This window comes from Archangium lansingense (assembly GCF_026626635.1).
Taxonomy (GTDB): Bacteria; Myxococcota; Myxococcia; order Myxococcales; family Myxococcaceae; genus Archangium; species Archangium lansingense.
This window is the reverse complement of record NZ_JAPNKA010000001.1, coordinates 7,625,605-7,645,864: the sequence shown is the minus strand read 5'-3', so window position 1 is coordinate 7,645,864 and position 20,260 is coordinate 7,625,605. Positions and strand designations below refer to the sequence as shown.

The following is a 20,260-nucleotide window of genomic DNA, read 5'->3' as shown; positions in this document are numbered from 1 at the left end:
GCGGCGCCGGTGTAGGGGCCCGAGCACCCCCATGGGGCACACTGCTGCCCTGGCTTGTTTGAGTACGAAGGAAGCGAAGACCCTTCGCGGAGGCAGGGAGCGCCAGGGGGCGGCTGCTTGACGCCACGAATAACCGCCACCTAGGGTCGAAATTCAATGACTACGCGCGAGCTGGAATCGGTCTTCGCCATCTGGGACAGCGTTGCCGAATTCAATACATCGGAGAGCGATGCCGCGCTTCGCCATCTCTTCGAATGTCTGGCGAAGCTCCTGCGCGCGGACAATGTCTTCTGGTTTTCCGCCGTGCGGCTCATCTCGGGAGAGATGGCGAACAGGGACCTCGGACACGGATGGCGGATGCGTTCCTACGAAGTCTGGCAGCCCGATCCCGCGAAGCAGGAGCGGTTGAAACTCGTGCAGAAAAGCCTCGACAAGAAGAGCGACGTGCCGCTTGGCCTGACGACCACGACCATTTCGGGAGAAGCGGGCCGCTTCCGCGTGCATCGTCTGCGTGACGGGTGGATTGATTTCAAGACGTTCAAATCCACCCCGCACTATGATTTGTTTTACAGGCTCCCGCGAATCGACGACCGCATCTGGGTGGTGCTCCCCCTGGGTCCCGACATGGAGTCCTACTTCGTCATCGACAAGATCGCGACCCGCACGCGTTTCTCCGCAGCGGACGCGGAGCTCGCTGGCGTCGTGCTCCGCGGCCTCAAGTGGTTCCACCGTGCTCTGGCTCTCAGCCACGGACTCATCGCCGCCCGCTCGCCGCTCACCGCCATGGAGCGCCGCGTGACCCGGCTCCTGCTGACGGGGCGCTCGGAGAAGGAGATCGCCGATGCGCTGGGCTCTACGCTCGGAACCACCCACAACCACGTGGGACAGATCTTCCGCAAGTTCGGCGTCCGGAGTCGCGCGGAGTTGACGGCCATCTGGCTTGGCCACCGTAAGTAGCCAAGCGAGCAACCGTGCTGATTAGCACGGTATGCAGCGAGGCCGGACTCCACTACAGATGTGGCTATTCCGCTGAAGGCGGATCTAGCCCGTCTTCCACGGAGTCCCGCTCCACACCCGCTCGACACGAGCAAGGAGATGAGTTCATGAAGAAGCTCTGTACGGCCTTTGGCGTTCTGGCGTTTCAGCTCTCGAGTGCATCGGCTTTCGCGCAGGTCGCCACCGTCTATTCCGGGGACAACGGCAGTGGCACGGCGGTGCAGCTCTATTCGCAGGGGACGTATGCGATGGACAGCGGGTGCGGCCCGGTACTGGGACTGGGCGCGAGCAATGTGCTGGGTTTCCGTCCCCGCTTCATCCAGCTGGCCGATGGCTACCAGGCGAAGCTCCAGGGCTGGCACGGCAACCCCGGGGACACGCACTGCGCTGGACCCAGCTACTCGCAGGTTCCGATCACCTGCACCAACTCGAAGAACCTCTATGACGCGGGCTGCATCAGCAGCTGGGTGTACGACAACGTCGGCGGCGCGGTGATCATCGAGAAGGTGCCGACCCCGCAGACGGACTCCAGCGTCCTCGCCACCGTCTACTCCGGTGACAATTTCAGCGGCAAGGCCGTGGCGATCCGCTCCCTGGGGGCGTACGCGATGGACAGTGCATGCGGCCCGGCACTGGGATTGGGAGCGAGCAATGTGCTGGGTTTCCGCCCTCGCTCCATCCTGCTGGCCGGTGGCCGGCAGGTGAAGCTCCAGGGCTGGCACGGCAACCCCGGGGATACGCACTGCGCTGGGCCCAGCTACTCGCTGGTTCCATCCACCTGCGTCAATTCGAAGAACCTCTATGACGCGGGTTGCATGAGCGGTTGGGTGTACGACAACGTCGGCGGCGCGGTGCTCGTCGAGTAGAGCGAGCTGCCCTTTGATGGGAGGGTGCCAGGAGTAGATGTCACCGCCTGGCACCTGCCGCCCACCTACAGCCGGGTCATCTTGGTAGATGCCGTGGTGGAACTTTATGGACAGAGCCGCTCGACCGACTTGATCCGCACCGCTCCATCGATGTTCGGGTCGTTCGTCTGGTCGCCGATGGCGATGGTGCCGTTCGCCATGAAGTTGTTCCGCGTGAGCTTCGCGACGCCGTCGATGCTCACCGTCGCCACCTTCGCTGCGTCCACCGCGAGCTCGTAGACATGATATGCGCCGTCGGTCACCGGGAACGCCGCGGACTGCGTGTCGTCCGCCCAGCCGATCGCACCGTTGTCGAGGTAGATCATCTGCGAACGATCCGTGGAGTTGCCGAACGGCGACGTGAAGCTCCCCAGGATGGCCGCGCCGCTGTCCAACGAGTTGTGGGTGCTCACCGACTCGACCTGCATCGTCACGTGGATTTTGAACGGCTTCGTTGCGTCGAGCGAGTTCGCCCGCGTGATGAGCAGCTGCCCGCTCGTCCGCCCGCCGCTGTTCGTCGACGTCTCGAGGCGAACGTAGTCCGCGCCGTACGTGAGCGTGTTCGGCGTCTGCGAGATCGTCGTCCAGCCTTGCGCCGTGATGTCTTCGCCGCCGACCAGCAGCGGAACGCTCGCGCGGGCCGTCCACTGCGTCGTCGACGTCGCCGGCACGCACGTCTCGCAGGCGTTCGCCGGGTTCGGCACATCCGCGGCGTAGACCACGCCGTCGATGAAGCACTTCGGGCTGCACACACCGGCCGAGCACACCTGTCCCGGGTTGCACGGCGTCCCGTCAGCGTGTTGCGTCCATGCGGTCGCGGACGTCGCCGGCGTGCACTGTTCGCACGAATTCGCCGCGTTCACCGCTCCGGCGGCGACCTGCTTGCCGTCGATCTGACAGAGCGCGACACAGACGCCGCCCTCACAAGCCTCGCCGGTCGCGCAGGCCTTGTCGCAACCACCGCAGTGCTTCGGGTCGCTCTCGATGCTCACGCAGGAGCCGCCGCACAGCTCGACGCCGACGCTGTTACACATCACCGGCACGGACGCGTCGGGTGTGTCGACGGGGCAGGGGGGAGAAGTGTCGCCGCAACCGGCGACGAAACCGAACACGACGAGGCAGGAGAGAGCGGTAGATCGAATGGAGAGCATTGCGCCTGCTACCTTACACCCGCTCCCGTGGCAACCACCGCTGAAGCCCCCTGGCGCAGGAGCCGTTTCAGCCCGGCTCCCGCACGGGTCCACTCAGTTCGTGGGAGTGGGCGCCGCGGCGCATACCGACTCGAAGAGGACTTCCTTGTAGCGCGTCATGCTGCCGGAGAGCCACATGGTGCTGTCACCACAGTCGCACCAACCCGAGCCCGCGTACTGGGTGAGCGCGGCGTCCTTGTAATAGTCATAGAAGAACGCCATGCCACCACACGCCGGGAGTGCATCCTCGCGGGTGCTGAGTTGCGACGGCTCGGTTTCGTCCAGCGGAACGCCACCGCACCCGGCCGACAGCAGTCCCACCGCGAGCAGCATGCCACCCATGACAGTCTTCACCTGCATGTACCTCTCCTTTGGGATGAGTCAGTTCACTCCGGACAGCCAAAGGGCGAGGTTATCACCGCTGCTCAGGACGAGGCTACCGCCAGGAACGGTCCAATGAAGCAAGGTGGCGCATGCCTCGACCTGGATGCCATCGCCGGAGCGCCGTGCTCCCGGGAGCGTTACTTCGTGGAGGCCGCGCCGAGCTTCTCCAGCATCTTCGCGGCGTTGTTGTTCTTCGGGTCGAGTTCGAGCGACTTCCTGTAGCGGCTGATGGCCTCGTCCTTCCGGCCGGCCTCGGCATAGGCCTCACCGAGGCTGTCGTGGGTGTTGGCGTCGTCGGGATGGAGCTCGGCGTTGGCCTCGAAGACCTTCACGGCGTCAGCGAGCTTCTTCTCGCGCAGGAGCGAGTATCCGAGCTCATTGAGGATGCTGGAGGACGGCTTTGCGTCCGGGCCCGCGTTCTTCGCGTGGTCCTTGAACCAAGAGAGGGCAGCGTCGGTGCCCTGGAGGCGCAGGAGCAGGTCCGCCGTCGCGTCCGGACTGTCGGGCATGGCGGTGAAGCCCTTCCAGCCGTACTCGGTGGCCACGCTGGCGATGAGCCGCTCGAAGAGGCGCGAGCCCTCATCCGAGTTGGTCATGATGGCGATGCCGCTGCCCGAGTCGGCGAAGGCCATGAGGAAGGCGCGGTAACCCTCGTTCCCGCCGCCGTGGCCGAACCAGTCCACGCCGGGGCGGCGCATGAAGCCGATGCCGAAGGCCTCGGACTGGCGGGTGAGCATCTGCTTCGCCATGGCCGGGGAGACGATGCGCCGGGACTTGCCGTTCCAGGCCTTGGAGACCTCGAGGGCGACACGAGCCAGGTCGGAGGGCGTGGTCCACAGGCCGGCGGGGGCCAGCTCGGGGTAGGTGTGCCAGCGGCCCTCGACGCTCGTGCCGCCGGGGCGCGTGCCGATGGCGGCCTGGGACTCCAGGGCCTTGGGGAGGGGCTGCTCGAAGGTGCTGTGCTTCAGGTCGAGCGGCGCGAGGACGGTCTCCTTCATGATTTGCGGGAAGGGCTTCTGGAGCCGGTCGACGAGCATCTGCTGAACGATGACGGTGCCGCCGCCGCTGTAGCGCGTCACGGCGCCGGGCACGGTGTCGACGCGCACAGGGCCGGAGTTCGCGGGTGTCTCGCCGTCGAGAATCCGCTGGGGGGTGGGAACGGGCTCACCCGCCGCATAGCCGCGGAAGCCGTGGACCGTCGTGCCGGCGTTGTGGGCGAGCAGTCTGCGGAGGGTGACCTTCTGCTCCTTCGTGAAGTCGTTGTCCGGCACCTTCCACGAGGTGAGGAGATCGTTGATGTTCGCGTCGAGCGACCAGTGTTGCTTTTCGGCGTGGTGCATGGCCGCGAGGGCGGTGACGGGCTTGCTGATGGAGGCGGCCTGGAAGAGGGTGTCGAGGGTGACGGGCTCGGCGCCGCCGGCCTGCTTGACGCCGTAGGCCTTGGTCCAGACGAGGGCGCCCTTGTCGAAGACGGCGATGCTGACGCCGGGAATCTTGTACAGCTCCATCCACTGTTGGAGCGACAGGCTGCGGGGGGCCTCACCGGGGAGGGTGATGGGAGAGAGGCCCGCTTCCACTCGAGCGATACGTGCGGCCTCGGAGGGGCGAGAGAGCCACTGGGTGGCGGGCTTGCGCGTGTCCGCGGCCGTGAGGAGACAGATGGCGGCGAGGCCCGCGAGGGCGATGGAGGCGAATCGGAACGGAGTCTGGCTCATGGATGGCTTCCGGGGAGCTCGTGATGAGCCCCTGCGGCAATACGACTACGAAGAGCTTCGGAGTTGATTACATCCTCCGTCCAGCAGATGACTGGCGGGGCTGGCGAGAACTGCCCCGTGGACTCGAAGTGCCCGGATTCACTTACGATTCAGCGAAAGGCGTGCGCCGTCGCGGGTTCAGGGCACTCCGTGTCCACGGGTTCAAATCCTGTCTCCCCTGGAAATGCAGCGGGGATGTGGCGCCTTCAACGGTTCACGGCGGCTCACCAATCCGGGCAAACCACACAGTGGCCGTACTGGTCCCAGCACATGTCCTCCGCACAGGGGGCCGGGGGGGCCGAGGACCGCGTAAACGCCTGCGCCGCCGTGGCGCCACCCAGCAGGCCAGCGAGGAACACGGCCACCACTACCAGGCTCTTCTTCGTCATGGAGCGACTCCAGGGGGATTGCCAGCCACCAGAGGCTGGCGCTCTCAACACACCGCGTGCGAGCGCTCTATGTCAATATGTGAAAACCATACAGCGGTGGGAGCTACAAGCGAGGAGATGACAGCGTTGGAAAATTCGCGCGCGGCCCTCGGTGGGGGCGGCCCCGCGCACGAAGCCGCAACGCGAAGCGGAACCAGGCCATGAGCACCGCACCGCCGCCGCGTGCACCGCGACGCTGCAGGCGCTCATCGCCGCGCGGGCGCCATGGAGCTCATCGCCATGGCCTGCCGCTTCCCACTCGACGAGATGGTCCACGTCGAGCTGTGCGCGCGGCTGGCGAGCGAGCTGGGCGGGGGCGTCCCCCTGCTGAAGTGCCCGCCACAGACCGTCTCCTACGACGGCAAGTGCCTGTTGCCGGTGGCAACGCCTCGCCCGGTGCCAGCGAGCGTGGATGGAGGAGTGGCGCGCTGAGCACGGGCGTGCTGCGCCACAACGAGTCCTTTGACACCTTCCCGGCCCGAGTACGCCATGCCAAAGCGGAGCCGTGCGATGACGGCTCCGCCTCTCATCTTCGCCGGAAGCCCACTCCGGAAAGGCCCGTGAGCCCATTCCGGAGCAGGCGTCTCAGCTCAATCCAGACAGGCTCTCACTGGTAATCAGCCCATTGCGAGTCATTCGGCGACGAGTTGGTGGCCCTCGTGAACGTCGTGGTCTTCCCCACCGCAGCCGCATAGCCGACGGCCCGGTCCATCGCGCAACGGAGCGCGTCCCTGCCGTCCACCGTCATCCCATGACAAGTCATCAAATCGCCAATCTTCAGCGAGCTCCCACTGATGCTCCATTTGCCAGTGCGCTCGAACATGCGATCGAGGGGAATTTCGGCGCTGTAACCGTTCGCGCGCACGGTCCCAGCACCCTCGGCGTAGTAGAGGGTGAAGCTCTTGTCTTGCATCAGGAAGACGGTTGCGACGAACAGGTTGATGCCGTCCGGCTGTGCAGGGAAAGCAGCCACTCCACCCGTGGCACCGGAGAACTTCTCGTAGGTGAACTGGCCGTAGAACTCGCTCACGGGCTTGCCATTCACCGTCACAACCTCCGTGGTGGGCCCCTCTCCACCCGGGGAGGGCGGATCCGAATCACCCCCATCCGAATCACCCCCACAGGCAACGAGGAGGACTGCGAGAGAAAGCCCGGCAAGAGCGAACGGCCAACGCGAAGACAACGTATTCACAGCATGATTCCTTTGGTGTGTCTGTGGCGGCTGGGTATCCGCGAGCAACTGGATGGCGTCTCAGGGCGCCACGCCGAGCTTCTCGAGCATCTTCACCGCGCAGGGAGAGGCGCGCACTCGCCGTGGGCAGGCCCAGGTGCTCCACAATCGCGCTCACCCCGCCTGCTCCCTTCACGTACTGTGGGTGGGTGTGTGGCCTGACGAGGGCCGGGAAAAAGAAATCGGGCGCGTGCGACATCCGGAGGGGGCCCCTGTCTGGCGGGTGAAGCGGCTCCACGGCGTTGCCGGGGAGCGCGACACCCAGAGGGGAAACGCAATGAAACGGTCGTGGAGCAGTGTGGGAACCCTGATGTTTGGCGCGGGGCTGATGGTGGGTTGTGGTGCGGTGGAGGAGGGGGCGGGCGGGGCTCGGACGCCACTGGCGCAGGTGGAGCAGGGGCTTGGCGTGGAGTCGGTCGGGTGGGGAGACACCCTCACCCTCTCGGCCAATGGATCCTACGAGCTGTACCTCGACGGGGCCCTGCTCGGCAGGGATGCACGTTGGCAGGAGGCCGAGACGTACTCCGCGCAGGTGAACGCGGGGGATGTGATCGCCGTGAAGGTGGAGCGTGGGGCGGGCAGCACGTGGTCGGGCCTGCTGGCCGATATCCAGGTGGACGGGTGTCCAGTGCTGTCCACGGAGCGGCTGTCCTGGCGCTGCACCTCCACGTACCTCCCGGGCTGGGAGACGGTGGATTTCAAGGACGACACGTGGCCGGCGGCGGTGGAGCGCACCACCAATGGGGGCTCGCCCTGGGGCCAGGTTGCCGGCATCGGCTCGGCGACGAAGTGGATCGGCCTGGCGGACTCCGCCGCTACCACCTTCTACTGCCGTGCCCTCGTTCTCGGCTGCGGACCGGACGAGGCGCGCGGCAAGCCCGCGAGCTCCAGCGGCTCGGGGGGGTTGGATACGCCGGACAAGGCGTTCGACGGTGACGTGAACACGCGGTGGACCTCCAGCGCGTCGACGGGCTCCTGGGTGCAGGTGGACCTGGGCAGGCAGACGCTGATCGGCCGTGCGGCCGCCAGCTGGGGCTGGGACACCCGTTTCGCAACCTCGGCCTCGAGCGTCCTCGAGGGCAGTACGGACGGAGTCGTCTGGAAGCAGCTCGCGGATTTCTCCCAGCCGTCCTCCACCATCGGCACCCGGTTGTTCAGGCCCATCTTCCCGCGGGCGGCCGTGCGCTACGTGCGCTTGCGAGGCACCCAGTGGAACGGGGCCACGGGTTTCGTGAATGATCTCCAGCTCTTCTACCCGTGCAGCCAGTGCGGCGAGGACCAGGCCTTCAAGCGGCGGGTGACGACCTCGGGCTCCTCGAATGGCACCACGGCCGAGCTGGCCGTCGACGGCGACCCCACCACGAGCTGGGAGTCCGATCGGGACAACGACGGCTGGGTTCAGGTGGACCTGGGCCAGCCCCTCAACATCGAGCGGGTGGACGTGAAGTGGGGCTGGGACATCAGTGGCCAGGTGGGCACCACCGCCTCGAGCGTCATCAAGTACAGCACCGATGGGCTCACCTACCAGACGCTGGAGACCCTCACACACGACACCGAGACGAGTGGGGATCCGCAGACCCTCCTCAAGCCGTTCTCGGCTCGCTACGTGCTCTTCCAGGGGTTGAACTGGAACAACCGCTGGGGCTACCTGGATGACCTGAAGGTCATCGGCGCCTGCCAGACGTGCGACACCAACCTGGCGCTCGGCAAGCCGGTGACCGCCTCCAGCTCCTGGTCCAGCGAGTATCCCTCCCTGGCGGTGGATGGCCTCTTCAACACGTACTGGGGCACGGGCATATCCACCGGTGCGTGGCTCGAGGTGGACCTCGGACAGGAGTATCCCGTCGCCTACGCCCTGGCGGCCTGGAACTGGGACCCGAACTACGGTGACGACGCCGAGAGCGTGCTCGAGGGCCGCTCGACGAACGGCACCTGGAAACCGCTGGGCAACTTCCGGCACACCGATGCCACCAACTGGCGCAAGCAGGGCCTGTTCTTCCTCCCCGAGACCGTGCGCTACGTGCGCTTCCGCGCCACCCGGTGGAACAACGGCTGGGGTAACGTGAGCGAGCTGCAGGTCTGCACGCTGTAGACCGCTCGCCTCACAGCGGGCCGAGGTTGAAGTCCAACTGGCTGCGCACCATGCGCAGGATGCTCTCCATCTCCGAGCCGTCCACGCGCAGCCGCTCCGAGAGCCGGCGGCACGTCGTCTCCAGGATTTCCTGACGTGCCGCCGCCACCCACCGGGCCGCCGTGGCCCGGTGGATGCCATACACCGCACCGAGCTTGTCGATGCTCAGCCCATCCACGAAGTACAGCCGCAGCACGTTGCGCCGCTCGCTGGGAAGCGAGGCGATGGCTGCCTCGAGCGCCTCCTTCAGCTCCGCGCGGTAGTGGCGCTTGAAGAAGGCCACCTCCGGGTCGGGAGTGGGGTGGTCGAGCAGCTCCGGCTCGTCGCTCCGCGGCTCCGCGTCCCTCCGCTCGCGCAGGTTGAGCCCCGTGCGCACCGCGGCGATCCGCACCCAGCCTCCGAGGGGGCCTCGCCCCGCGTACTCGGAGATTTTCGCCGGGCGGCCGGGGGCTCCCACGAAGAGCTTCTCCCAGAGCACCTGCCGCACGTCCTCCTCGGCCTCGGAGGGCCCGCGCAGGCTGCGCACCGCCGCGTCCACCTGCGGCCCCAGCCGCTCCTCGAAGGACTCCAGGGCCTTTGGCAACCCCCGCGCGCAGGCACAGGCCAGGTACAGGTCCTCCACGTGCAGCGACTCCAGCGCCGCCACCCCGTCCTTCCCCGCCGGCAGTCGCTCCACCACGTGCTGGAGGAAGGCCTCGTCGGGCAGCCCGAGCGCGGGCCAGGCGCTCCGTCCCACCTCCACCGCCCTTCGCAGGGCCTCGCGCAGCCGCTGCGCCTCTTCGGGGGACAGTCCCGATTGTGACAACCGGGTGAGGATGGGGTCTGCTGCCATGGCGCGTGTCTCGCTTCGGGATCCACCGCCAGTATAGGTCTTCACTTCGCCCACTCCCAACCTCGCCCCGACCGTCCCCGGACTGGTCGCTGCGGGAGGCAGCTCTCATGGCCGACACCTTGGACTCCTCCCGGTGCTTGCAGGAGAACACCTTGCTGGCGCTCAGCCAGGGCGCGCTCTCCTCCGATGAGCGGCGGCGGGCCGATGCGCACCTCGACACGTGTGAGAGCTGCCGCGCCGTGCTCGCCGCGCTCGGACACGCCTTGCCGGACGAGGCGGCACCACCCATGTCCCCTCCCGGTGGCGGGCCTTCGCGCGACACGGGGCTGAGTCCCGGGAGCTCGCTGGGACGCTTCGTCATGCTGCACCGGGTGGGCTCCGGCGGAATGGGGGACGTCTACGCGGCGTATGACTCGCGCCTGGACCGGAGGGTCGCCCTCAAGCTGCTGCGCTCGGAGCTCGCCGCCCGCCCCGAGGCCCACGCGGAGGCTCGCTTGCTGCGCGAGGCCCAGGCGCTCGCCCGGCTCACGCACCCGCATGTCATCACCGTCTATGACGCCGGCCTCCTGGACGGAAAGGTCTTCATCGCCATGGAGTTCGTCGATGGCGGCACGCTGGCGGGCTGGCTCCGGGAGAAGCCGCGCTCGCTGGAGGAGGTGCTGGAGAGCTTCCTCGCCGCCGGACGCGGGCTGGCCGCCGCCCACGCGGCGGGGCTCGTCCACCGCGACTTCAAACCCGACAACGTCCTCATCGGCCGTGACGGCCGCGTGCGCGTCACCGACTTTGGCCTGGCACGTGGTGGACCTGACTCCGCCGTGCGCACACCTGTCGCCTTGCCCGAGGGCGCCACCCCGGCCGACTCCGGCCGCCTCACGCGCGTGGGCATGGTGGTGGGCACCCCCGCGTACATGGCCCCCGAGCAGCACCAGGGACAGGCGGTGGACGCGCGGGGAGACCAGTTCAGCTTCTGCGTGGCCCTGCACGAGGCCCTCGCCGGAGAGCTGCCCTTCGAGGGCCCCGCGGGAGGCGGCCCGCCGCGGCCACTGCCTCGCGAGCGCCAGGTACCGGAGCGGGTGCGGCGGGCCCTGGCGCGAGGCCTGTCCCCGCAGCCCGAGCAGCGCTTCCCCTCCATGGAGGCGCTGCTGGCGGAGCTGGAGCACGCACGGCGGGGGGCGGGGCGTGAGAGGTGGCTGCTGGCGGCCGGTGTGGCGGTGGCCCTGCTGCTCACCGCGGGTGGGGTAGTGGTGCGGGAGCGTGGGGCCCAGGTCTGCCGTGGCGCTGGGCAGCGGCTGGAGGGCATCTGGGACAGCGGACGCCGGGAGCGCATGCGCTCGGCCTTCCTCGCCACCGGGGTGCCCTACGCCGAGCAGGCCTGGCGGAGCACCAGCGCGCTGCTGGAGGGGTACACGGCCGGTTGGGTGCGGATGCACACCGAGGCCTGCGAGGCCACCCGGGTGCGCGGAGAACAGTCGGCGGAGTTGATGGACCTGCGCATGGAGTGCCTCGGGCAGCGGCTGGCCACCCTGCGCGAGTTGACGGAGGTGCTGGTGGCGGCGGATGCGCGGGTGGTGGAGCGCTCGGCCCAGGCCGTGAGTGGCCTGCCCGACCTGGAGGGGTGTGCTTCGGTGGTGGGGCTGAGCTCGCCGGTGCCTCCACCCGCGGACGCTGGGGCCCGTGCCCGCATCGCGTCGTTGCGCGCGGACGTGGCGTGGGCGCGTGCCCGGTTCGATGCCGGGCGTTATGGCCCGGGGCGCGAGCGCATGGTGCGCGCGGCCGAGGCGGCGCGGGAGCTGGGCTGGCGCCCGCTAGAGGCCGAGGTGCTTCACCTGCTGGGGCAGTTGGAGTACGCGGCCGATGATGGCAAGGCCGCCGTGCAGTCCCTGCACCGGGCGTTGTGGGCCGCGCAGGCCGGGCGGGACGACGCGGCGGCGGCGCGGGTGTCCGTGGAGCTGGTGAGGGTGTCGGGCACCCAGATGATGCGCCAGCATGCCCAGGCACGGCAGTGGGCCGGCCTGGCCACGGCCCTCCTCGAGCGCACCGGCGGCAGCCGGTCGTGGGAGGCCGCGCTCGAGCTGGCCTCGGGACAGGTGGAGTTCGACGAGGGCCAGTTGGGGGCGGCGCTCTCGCACTACGAGCGGGCCCTGGCGCTGCGCGAGGCGCTGCTCGGCCCCGAGAGCCTGGCGGTGGCCGAAGTGCTCACCTCGATGAGCAATGTCCACATCATGCGCGACGAGGCGGAGAAGGCTCGAGAGCACCTGGGCCGGGCGCTGGCCGTGCGCGAGAAGTTGCTCGGGCCCGAGCACCCGCTGGTGGCCCTCACCCGGCGCGGCCTGGGCTTCACGTGGTTCATCGAGCACAAGGCGCAGCAGGCCGAGCAGGAGATGCGGCGCGCGCTCGAGATCGACGAGCGTGCCCTGGGGCCGAAGCACCTGCGGTTGGCCTCGGACCTGGACGCGTTGGCCACGGTGCTGCGACAGCAGGGGCGCGCCCGCGAGGCGATCCCGCTCTACGATCGGGCCCTCTCCATCTCGGAGTCCTCCGTGGGCGCGGACGCCCCGGTGGTGGGCAGTACGCTCATCAACAGGGCTGGAGCCTTCGCGGAGTGCGGCGAATACGCCCGGGCCATCGAAGACTACCAGCGGACCCTGGCCCTGCATGAGAAGACCCTGGGGCCCGAGCACCCGGACCTGGCCATGCCGCTCTCGGGCATGGGCGAGGCCCAGCTCCTGCTGAACCAGCCCGCCCGGGCCCGGGCCTCGCTGGAGCGGGCGCTGCGGCTCGAGGAGAAGTCCGAGTCGCGCCGCCTGTACGGAGAGATCGGCTACCACCTGGGCGAGGCCCTGTGGCGGCTCGGCGAGCGGCGCCGGGCGCGCGAGCTCATCCTCCAGCTACGCCAGACGGCCACGCGCAAGGAGCCCTACCAGGAAGAGCACGAGTCCGTGGAGGCACTCGACGCGTGGCTGGCGGCGCACCCGCTGTGAGTCCCACTCGACGGGTGAAGGCCGCCGGCCCCAGCTGGACGGTGGTGGAGAAGAAGGGGAGGAAGGTGTCCACAGCCGCTCCAGGCCCTGTCGGTCGTTGGCATGCCCCATCAGCTCCTGGACCAAGAGGGGTGGCTCTGCTGACATTCATGTTGCTTGTGGGGTGTAGTAGCGCCCCCCGGAGCGTTCTCCCTGTAACTGAACAGACAAGGTACTGCGTTTACGTCCCGAGCAGCGGCTTTGCGCAGGCAAAACAAGGTGGAGTATCTGCCGCCGTGCCTGCGCCGGGGTCGAGTTCGCCGACGGCTCCGCTTTCGCCTTCCCCACCACCGCTGCGAGGGCTTCCTGGCGGAGGCGCAGGAGATGGAGTACCCCGCAGCATGCTCCGCCCGGTGCCACAAGGCGGCACGACCGCGGCAGGAGTAGGCACTGGCGCTGCGGCAGGAGAAGCCCTGGTTACGGGCGGCGCGGTCGTCGCGGCCGCGGGCAGTGTTCTGTTGCTTTGCTTCACCGTCAAAGCGGTTGTGGACGATGAGCAGACCCCCATCGACATCGCGGACAAGTTCTACGGCACACACTTCGGAGATGTTTCTGGATGGGTTCAAGGCCGGTATCCCCCAAAGGGCTCTGCGACTCCGAGCACCATCGAGATAGAAATCCGCATTCACCAGGCGCCTGATGGCACGGTGGCAGTAGAGACAAGCGCGCCCACGCCCCAACCCAAGTCGGTGTCTTCTCCCCGCGCTCTTCCCAGTGGACGGCCAGATGCGGAATCCGCCAGAGAAAGCAAAAAGAAACGCGGCCGTCTCTATGCGACCTACAGGAAGCTCAATGAGGCAACCAACCTCTACTACTCTGGACGGACCAGCATGGTCGTTGACCTCAGCCTGTCGCTTGACCTGCAGGCACAGTTGGCCATCAAGCTCCGTGACATGAATCATCACATTGACGAGAACGAAGATCCGAGGAGTGCTTCATTCGATGATGCACAACTTGATGTATTCGACATTGGGGCCGCCATCGACTACGAGCAGAGATATGATGACCCTGCGTATTGGCGGGTTCGCGGAAGAGAGCAGCAACTGATAGACTTCAGTGGAGGCGCCCAGTCCGACACTGGCAAGCCTGATCGAACCGAGAACATCGTGCGCGCCGTGGCAAAAGACAACCCGCGGGGCAAACGTTTTCATGGTGCTGCTACAGTCTGCTGGGGCCAGATTCATCATTACACAGGATATTAAAGGCATGCGGCCAACAAATGAACCAGGTTCATTCTTGAGAATTCCCTTGGCAGACGGCTCCTTCGCCTATGGAAGAGTTCTCAAATTGCCGTTTGATGCTTTCTACAGCTACAGAACCACCAGCCCGGATTCGGATCTGGATAGGATCGCATCAAAGCCTATCCTTTTCAGGATCGTTGTCCGCTCTCCATACCCGAAATCATGGGAACTCATCGGATGGAGAGAGATTGAAGAGCATCTGACCCAACCTATTGTCCAATTCAGAATGGAAGTGGGACCGTTCCGCCGCTGTACGATTTTCGATAGCCTCGGCAATTCGAGAGAGGCAACCCCAAAAGAATGTATTGGGCTTGAGCCAGCGACTGTTTGGGAGCCGCACGGTGTCGAAAAACGTCTGCTTGATGCCTTCATGGGACGTCCCAACGCAGTACTAGAGCGCATCAAGAGGGAGTTGGGGCAGTAGAGTGCCTTTACTCGCCCCGGGGAGAGTGTCAAAGAACTCGTTTCGATACCCGGGAGTCTCCGAGTCGTTCCTACGAGTCGTCTGACACCATTTTCGCAGCCGGTCGTGGGAGGCCGCGCTCGAGCTGGCCTCGGGACAGGTGGAGTTCGACGAGGGCCAGTTGGGGGCGGCGCTCTCGCACTACGAGCGGGCCCTGGCGCTGCGCGAGGCGCTGCTCGGCCCCGAGAGCCTGGCGGTGGCCGAAGTGCTCACCTCGATGAGCAATGTCCACATCATGCGCGACGAGGCGGAGAAGGCTCGAGAGCACCTGGGCCGGGCGCTGGCCGTGCGCGAGAAGTTGCTCGGGCCCGAGCACCCGCTGGTGGCCCTCACCCGGCGCGGCCTGGGCTTCACGTGGTTCATCGAGCACAAGGCGCAGCAGGCCGAGCAGGAGATGCGGCGCGCGCTCGAGATCGACGAGCGTGCCCTGGGGCCGAAGCACCTGCGGTTGGCCTCGGACCTGGACGCGTTGGCCACGGTGCTGCGACAGCAGGGGCGCGCCCGCGAGGCGATCCCGCTCTACGATCGGGCCCTCTCCATCTCGGAGTCCTCCGTGGGCGCGGACGCCCCGGTGGTGGGCAGTACGCTCATCAACAGGGCTGGAGCCTTCGCGGAGTGCGGTGAATACGCCCGGGCCATCGAAGACTACCAGCGGACCCTGGCCCTGCATGAGAAGACGCTGGGGCCCGAGCACCCGGACCTGGCCATGCCGCTCTCGGGCATGGGCGAGGCCCAGCTCCTGCTGAACCAGCCCGCCCGGGCCCGGGCCTCGCTGGAGCGGGCGCTGCGGCTCGAGGAGAAGTCCGAGTCGCGCTGCCTGTACGGAGAGATCGGCTACCACCTGGGCGAGGCCCTGTGGCGGCTCGGCGAGCGGCGCCGGGCGCGCGAGCTCATCCTCCAGCTACGCCAGACGGCCACGCGCAAGGAGCCCTACCAGGAAGAGCACGAGTCCGCGGAGGCACTCGACGCGTGGCTGGCGGCGCACCCGCTGTGAGTTCTTCTGTTGGAGGCGGCGGGAATCGAATTCGCCGCCTGGAACTCCTGGTGAGCGCAATCCCACCGGTAAGACCACCGTAGAGCCTTTGCCCCAGGGCCTCATGTTGACAGGAACGCGCGGCCCACCTGTAAACTCGAACTCTTCCCAGCAGGGGCCAACGCCCGGAGGCGCTGCGTGCCGCGAGGGTGGGTGGTGCTGCTAGGCATGGTGGTGTTGGGGTGTAGCGGCACGGCTCCGAGCATCCGTAGCACCCCGGAGCCGCCCCAGCGCTGCGTCTATATCCCGCGCCGTGACGGTGCTGCCGGGGCAAGGAAGGAGGTGGTGACTGCTCCGCAGGCGGGGAGGCGGATAGTGCTGGTGGCGGCGACGGCGGGTGCTGCTCCCGTGGGGCCGCTCACCCCTCTCTCGGCACCTCCCCTGGAGGGGCTGTCCGGCGAGGGCCTGGGAGATGGCGTCCCCCGCGGTGTGCTCCGGCTCGTGCCCGACGGCGGCCCGGGTGCGGAGGTCGGGGCTGGCGGCGCGGCGGGAGAGATGGTGGTGGTGGGAGGCGCGGTGGTGGCGGCGGTCGGCAGTGGCCTGCTGGTGTGCCTGACGGCCAGGGCGGCCGCGAATGGGGAGAAGACTCCCATCGACATCGCGGACGAGTACTACGGTACGCACTTCGGCGATGTGATGGGCTGGGTCCAAGGTCAATACCCGCCCCAGGCTTCTCCTGGCGTGGCGCCCAAGCCAGAGCCCGACAAGAGTGACAAGAAACGGCTGGGACGCATCTACGTCACCTACACGAAACTCAACAAGACAACCCATCACTTCTACGCGGGGCGGACCAGCATGATCGTTGATCTCACCCAGTCCCTCGCACTTCAAGCGATAGCGGCCATTCTCCTTCGCGATAAAAATCATCACATGGATGAGAGCGCCGAGCCGGAGAACGCTGCGTTTGCCGATGCGGAAGTGGATAGGTTCGATGTTGGGAGTGCCATTGACTATGGCCAGAGATATGATGACGTCGCGTATTGGCGGATCCGCGGGAGAGAGCAGCAGTTGATTGATTCCCTGGGAGGCGCCCGCTCCGACACCGGAGAGCCCTATCGCACCGAGAATGCCGTACGCGGCGTGGCGAAGGACAATCCGCGAGGCCGACGGTTTCACGAAGCCGCCACGGCGTTGTGGGGCCTACTTCACCCATACACGGGATATTAGCAGATGCCGCGCCTCTACAAGCCCGGGTCGTTCTTGAGAATTCCTCTCGCAGATGGCTCCTTTGGCTATGGCCGGGTGCTGAACATGCCGCACGATGCCTATTACGATTACAGGACCGACACTCCGGATTCAGACTTGGACCGGATTGCCTCCATGCCCATCCTCTTCAAGATGGCTGTCCGCCATATGGACGAGAGGCGGTGGGAAGTCATCGGGTGGAGGAAGCTGGAAGAGCAGTTTTCTCAACCCATCGTTCAGTTCATGCAGGACCGGGGGAACTTCCGCGACTGCTTGATCTTCGACACCGCCGGCAATGAGAGACGTGCGGAACCGCAAGAGTGCATCGGGCTTGAGCGCGCCTCTGTTTGGGAAGAGGTGGGGGTGGAGGAACGCATTCTCGACACCTTCATGGGACGGCCCAACGCCACGGCAGAGCGGCACAAAGTCCGCCTGAAGTAGGGAAGCCTCCTGCTCGCCCCTGGCCCTGTCTTGCCGCCACAGTGAAGGGGCGGCGGAGCAGTTCTTGCGTACTCCACCACCTCGACTCAGTGCTTCATGTATTCCTGCGCGATGGCCACGATGCCCGGACGGCGATCGAAAGTGGACGATCTGTACACCCCGTCGGCCACGTACATGCCGCCGTGGTACTGGTTGGTCCCGGCGAACGCGTAGGGGCTGGTGCTGCCGTGGGAGCGATAGCCGTAGCCGTTGTACGCCTCCGCGTACGTGGCCATGGCGCCCAGATCCTTTGAGCTGTAGTGCAGTTTGAGCGCCCGCTGCGTCGAGCGCTTCTCCTTCAGCGCGTCCACCGCCGCCTCGACGAACTGATCCTTGCGGAAGAAGATGCCTTTCGGCACGTGCGTGGTGGGTTTGCCGAGCGGATCGCCGTTGTGCAGGTACACGCCGTTCGCCAGGGACGCCTCGCGGTACCAGATGCCCGCCACCAGGGCCGGCGGGAGGTCCGCCTTGTGGGCGATCTCATCGATCTGGCGCCGCTTCGTCGGCCTGATGTGCGAGATCGCAGTCAGCTTCGAGACGTAGCGCCGATCGAGCTTCGCGTGGGCCGCTTTCTTGCTGTTGTCGGCGTAGACCCTACCCAGTCGGCCGCGCGGGTGCGGGCGCGCGCTGGAGGGCGTCGTCGTCGGCCCGGTCGAGGGCTTGGTCGGAGTGGACGTGCCGCCCGCGGTGCTCACGGAGAAGTCGTACTTCTGACCGAGGGCCCGGAGGGACTTCAGTCCCGGCACGCCATCGGCATCCGCACCCTGGAGTCCGAGTTTCCGCTGCCACTTCGCGTAAGCAGCCCGGGTCTTGGGTCCGAAGGTTCCCGGACCAGACGAGTAATCCAGCCCTACGGCCTCGGCCAGCGCCTTCTGGACAATGAGCACGTCACCGTTTTTCTTGCCCGGTTGCACGTTGACGAGCTTGACGGTTGTCATGGGCATCTCCTCGAGTCTGTGCATCACTCTCTCAATACATGCACGCCCATGCCGCTGCCCTGGTGGCATCCGCGACCGAGAGCACAGGGGGGGAGCTGCCTGGCTTTCGATCGCCTGTGACCCCAGGAGGCCGGTCTTCTCGAGCTGCGCTCGGACCAGCTCGGCATATGTCCCGCGCTTGAGGAGCAGCTCCTCGTGGCGCCCCGCCTCCACGAGCCGGGGAAGGTGTCACAGGACTCGCTCCGACACCTCGTCTCTACGAATCGTCTGACACCGTTCCTGGAAACGTGCGTTGAAGCGCTTATGTTTTTTCCCCTGATCATGCTCTCCTGAGTACCGCTCGAAGGGGAGCTGACACATGCCCAAGCACGAGATCGCCCGGGGGGAACGAGCCTCCGAGCTCATCACCCACTCGCGCCGTTCCGTGCTCGCGAAAGCGCCGCTTTCGTCGGGTCGTTGCGTCGCATCCCCAACCTTCCAGCCTGGACAGGACACCATGCGCAACGAACACAACGGACACGTCTTCCACTGCCGAGCCGCATCGTCGGCCAGGCCGCTCGCGGCGTTGGCGCTAATGATCGCGATGGCGCTCGGTACGCAAGCGTCGGCGGCCGCACCCTCGTCGTCCCCGCCGCCGTTCGCCCAGGTCATCGAGCGCGAAGTGCCGGCCATCATGAAAGAGGCCAAGATCCAAGGCGCAGCCGTGGGGCTGATCGTCGACGGGAAGCTGGTCTACGCTCAGGGCTTCGGCCACGCCGACCACGCTGGCAAGGTGCCGGTGACGCCCGATACGGTGTTCGTCGCGGCCTCGCTGTCCAAGCCGATCGCCAGCTGGGTGACGATGCGCCTGGCCGAGCAGGGGCGCGTCCAGCTGGATCGGCCGGTGGCCGACATGCTGTCGCCGTGGCCGCTGGCGCAGAGCCAGTTCGACTATCACCAGCTCACGATTCGCCGCCTGCTCTCGCATACCGCGGGCACCACCTTGGGTGGGTATCAGGGCTGGCTCGATTTCAAAGAACTGCCGACCCTGGAGCAGTCGCTGGCCGGCAAGACCAACGGGCGCGGCGCGGTCGAGCTGTTCGCGCCCGTCGGTACCAGGTTTCAGTACTCCGGCGGCGGCTACACCCTGATGCAGCTGGCCATCGAGCGGACCACCAAGCGCAAGTACTCGGACCTGGCGCGCGAGCTGGTGTTCCGGCCGCTGGGCATGAACCACACCAGCGTTGCCATGACGCCGAAGGTGTTGGCTGGCGCCGCGCAGGGCCATGGAGACGACGGTAGCCCAGTGCCGATGCGGTACTACGTCGAGCAAGCGCCTTCGTCCCTGACCACCACCGTCCACGACTTCGCCCGATGGATGATCGCCGGCATGGCGGGCAGTGCCGGCGCGCACCCGCTGACCCAGGCACAACTGACCCAGATGTACACCCCGGCGGAGTTGAGCACGCCCCGCGCGCCCGATGAAGCGGTCTACGGCCTGGGCCATTTCATCGAGCGCCTCAGCGACGGCAGCACCGCCATCGGCCACGACGGGCGCAATCAGGCCGGCTTCCGCGCCAGGTTCCTGATGCGTCCGACATCCGGCGACGGCATCGTGTTCTTCAGCAACTCCCGCAGCGGCCTGGCGCTGGATCGCATCGTCTGCCTGTGGGGCGCCGACGTGGCCAAGGCCGATCCGGCGGTGACCTGCAAGAAGTAGCGTTCTTGCGCAAGGTATGGACGTTGTCGATGTAGCCGTCCGTGGTGGAGCGCAGGCGGCTGAGATCGGTGCTGAGGTTGCCCGTCTCGGTGTACGTCACCTCCACCGAGTGGACCGCGCCAGGTCCAGCAATTCAAGAAAAACAGAATTAAGGTAAGAATCCAGAGTTGCTGAAGGAAGGGATGCGGCGAATGGCTGAAGCCGTTCGTGCACGGGGAATCCGCCCGGACCTTGGATGCTATGACGCGATGAATGAACCCGCGTATCTCGACTGGTCGTAACGCTCGACTGGAGCCACCTGACCCGCGCCGTGGGCGGGGGCCCACGCCGAGTCCTCTCTGGTGGGTCCT

General features: G+C 66.8%; 18 protein-coding genes. 11 read left to right on the top strand and 7 right to left on the bottom strand.

What is annotated here, in order from left to right; translation table 11 throughout:
• The first annotated feature begins 156 nt into the window (after positions 1-156).
• Together OV287_RS30535 and OV287_RS30530 are read left to right on the top strand one after the other, a co-directional pair.
• Positions 157-957 carry a response regulator transcription factor gene (locus OV287_RS30535; RefSeq protein WP_267537569.1) on the top strand — a complete coding sequence of 267 codons (801 nt, stop codon included), beginning with the start codon at positions 157-159 and terminating at the stop codon, positions 955-957.
• Between the two features lie 146 nt (positions 958-1,103).
• Positions 1,104-1,862 (top strand): hypothetical protein, encoded by a 759-nt coding sequence (locus OV287_RS30530; RefSeq protein ID WP_267537568.1) that lies wholly within the window; start codon positions 1,104-1,106, stop codon positions 1,860-1,862.
• 104 nt (positions 1,863-1,966) lie between these two features.
• Here OV287_RS30530 and OV287_RS30525 read toward each other — a convergent pair whose 3' ends face one another.
• From OV287_RS30525 to OV287_RS30510, 4 genes are all read right to left on the bottom strand, one after another.
• Positions 1,967-3,052, bottom strand: coding sequence for a hypothetical protein (locus OV287_RS30525; protein WP_267537567.1), 1,086 nt, complete (start codon positions 3,050-3,052; stop codon positions 1,967-1,969).
• 93 nt (positions 3,053-3,145) lie between these two features.
• On the bottom strand, positions 3,146-3,451 hold the full coding sequence (locus OV287_RS30520; protein ID WP_267537536.1) for a hypothetical protein: 306 nt from the start codon (positions 3,449-3,451) through the stop codon (positions 3,146-3,148).
• Between the two features lie 161 nt (positions 3,452-3,612).
• Positions 3,613-5,190: a serine hydrolase gene (locus OV287_RS30515; RefSeq protein WP_267537566.1), complete on the bottom strand. Its 1,578-nt coding sequence runs from the start codon at positions 5,188-5,190 to the stop codon at positions 3,613-3,615.
• A 263-nt stretch (positions 5,191-5,453) separates the two neighbouring features.
• On the bottom strand, positions 5,454-5,618 hold the full coding sequence (locus tag OV287_RS30510) for a hypothetical protein (RefSeq protein ID WP_267537565.1): 165 nt from the start codon (positions 5,616-5,618) through the stop codon (positions 5,454-5,456).
• Positions 5,619-5,897: 279 nt separating this feature from the next.
• On the opposite strand from OV287_RS30510, the gene OV287_RS30505 reads away from it, so the two are divergent.
• Positions 5,898-6,089: a hypothetical protein gene (locus OV287_RS30505; protein ID WP_267537564.1), complete on the top strand. Its 192-nt coding sequence runs from the start codon at positions 5,898-5,900 to the stop codon at positions 6,087-6,089.
• 175 nt (positions 6,090-6,264) lie between these two features.
• Here OV287_RS30505 and OV287_RS30500 read toward each other — a convergent pair whose 3' ends face one another.
• Complete coding sequence (locus OV287_RS30500; RefSeq protein WP_267537563.1) at positions 6,265-6,702, bottom strand: hypothetical protein; 438 nt, start codon at positions 6,700-6,702, stop codon at positions 6,265-6,267.
• Between the two features lie 463 nt (positions 6,703-7,165).
• Between OV287_RS30500 and OV287_RS30495 the strand changes: the two genes are divergently transcribed.
• Positions 7,166-8,980: a discoidin domain-containing protein gene (locus OV287_RS30495; RefSeq protein WP_267537562.1), complete on the top strand. Its 1,815-nt coding sequence runs from the start codon at positions 7,166-7,168 to the stop codon at positions 8,978-8,980.
• Between the two features lie 10 nt (positions 8,981-8,990).
• Here the strand turns inward: OV287_RS30495 and OV287_RS30490 are convergent, their stop codons facing one another.
• Positions 8,991-9,851 carry a sigma-70 family RNA polymerase sigma factor gene (locus tag OV287_RS30490; protein WP_267537561.1) on the bottom strand — a complete coding sequence of 287 codons (861 nt, stop codon included), beginning with the start codon at positions 9,849-9,851 and terminating at the stop codon, positions 8,991-8,993.
• Positions 9,852-9,958: 107 nt separating this feature from the next.
• Between OV287_RS30490 and OV287_RS30485 the strand changes: the two genes are divergently transcribed.
• The 6 genes from OV287_RS30485 to OV287_RS30460 all read left to right on the top strand — a co-directional run bounded on the left by OV287_RS30485 (position 9,959) and on the right by OV287_RS30460 (position 17,234).
• A complete protein-coding gene (locus OV287_RS30485; RefSeq protein WP_267537560.1) occupies positions 9,959-12,832 on the top strand; it encodes a serine/threonine-protein kinase in 2,874 nt (957 codons plus the stop codon).
• A 380-nt stretch (positions 12,833-13,212) separates the two neighbouring features.
• Entirely contained in the window at positions 13,213-14,073 is an 861-nt protein-coding gene (locus OV287_RS30480) for a hypothetical protein (protein WP_267537559.1), read from the top strand.
• 4 nt (positions 14,074-14,077) lie between these two features.
• On the top strand, positions 14,078-14,536 hold the full coding sequence (locus OV287_RS30475) for an Imm26 family immunity protein (protein ID WP_267537558.1): 459 nt from the start codon (positions 14,078-14,080) through the stop codon (positions 14,534-14,536).
• 124 nt (positions 14,537-14,660) lie between these two features.
• A complete protein-coding gene (locus OV287_RS30470; RefSeq protein WP_267542442.1) occupies positions 14,661-15,569 on the top strand; it encodes a tetratricopeptide repeat protein in 909 nt (302 codons plus the stop codon).
• A 177-nt stretch (positions 15,570-15,746) separates the two neighbouring features.
• Entirely contained in the window at positions 15,747-16,775 is a 1,029-nt protein-coding gene (locus OV287_RS30465; protein WP_267537557.1) for a hypothetical protein, read from the top strand.
• Between the two features lie 3 nt (positions 16,776-16,778).
• Positions 16,779-17,234: an immunity 26/phosphotriesterase HocA family protein gene (locus OV287_RS30460; protein WP_267537556.1), complete on the top strand. Its 456-nt coding sequence runs from the start codon at positions 16,779-16,781 to the stop codon at positions 17,232-17,234.
• Between the two features lie 86 nt (positions 17,235-17,320).
• Here the strand turns inward: OV287_RS30460 and OV287_RS30455 are convergent, their stop codons facing one another.
• Positions 17,321-18,211 carry a peptidoglycan-binding protein gene (locus OV287_RS30455; RefSeq protein ID WP_267537555.1) on the bottom strand — a complete coding sequence of 297 codons (891 nt, stop codon included), beginning with the start codon at positions 18,209-18,211 and terminating at the stop codon, positions 17,321-17,323.
• Positions 18,212-18,569: 358 nt separating this feature from the next.
• On the opposite strand from OV287_RS30455, the gene OV287_RS30450 reads away from it, so the two are divergent.
• Positions 18,570-19,910 carry a serine hydrolase domain-containing protein gene (locus tag OV287_RS30450; RefSeq protein WP_267537554.1) on the top strand — a complete coding sequence of 447 codons (1,341 nt, stop codon included), beginning with the start codon at positions 18,570-18,572 and terminating at the stop codon, positions 19,908-19,910.
• Positions 19,911-20,260: the final 350 nt, after the last annotated feature.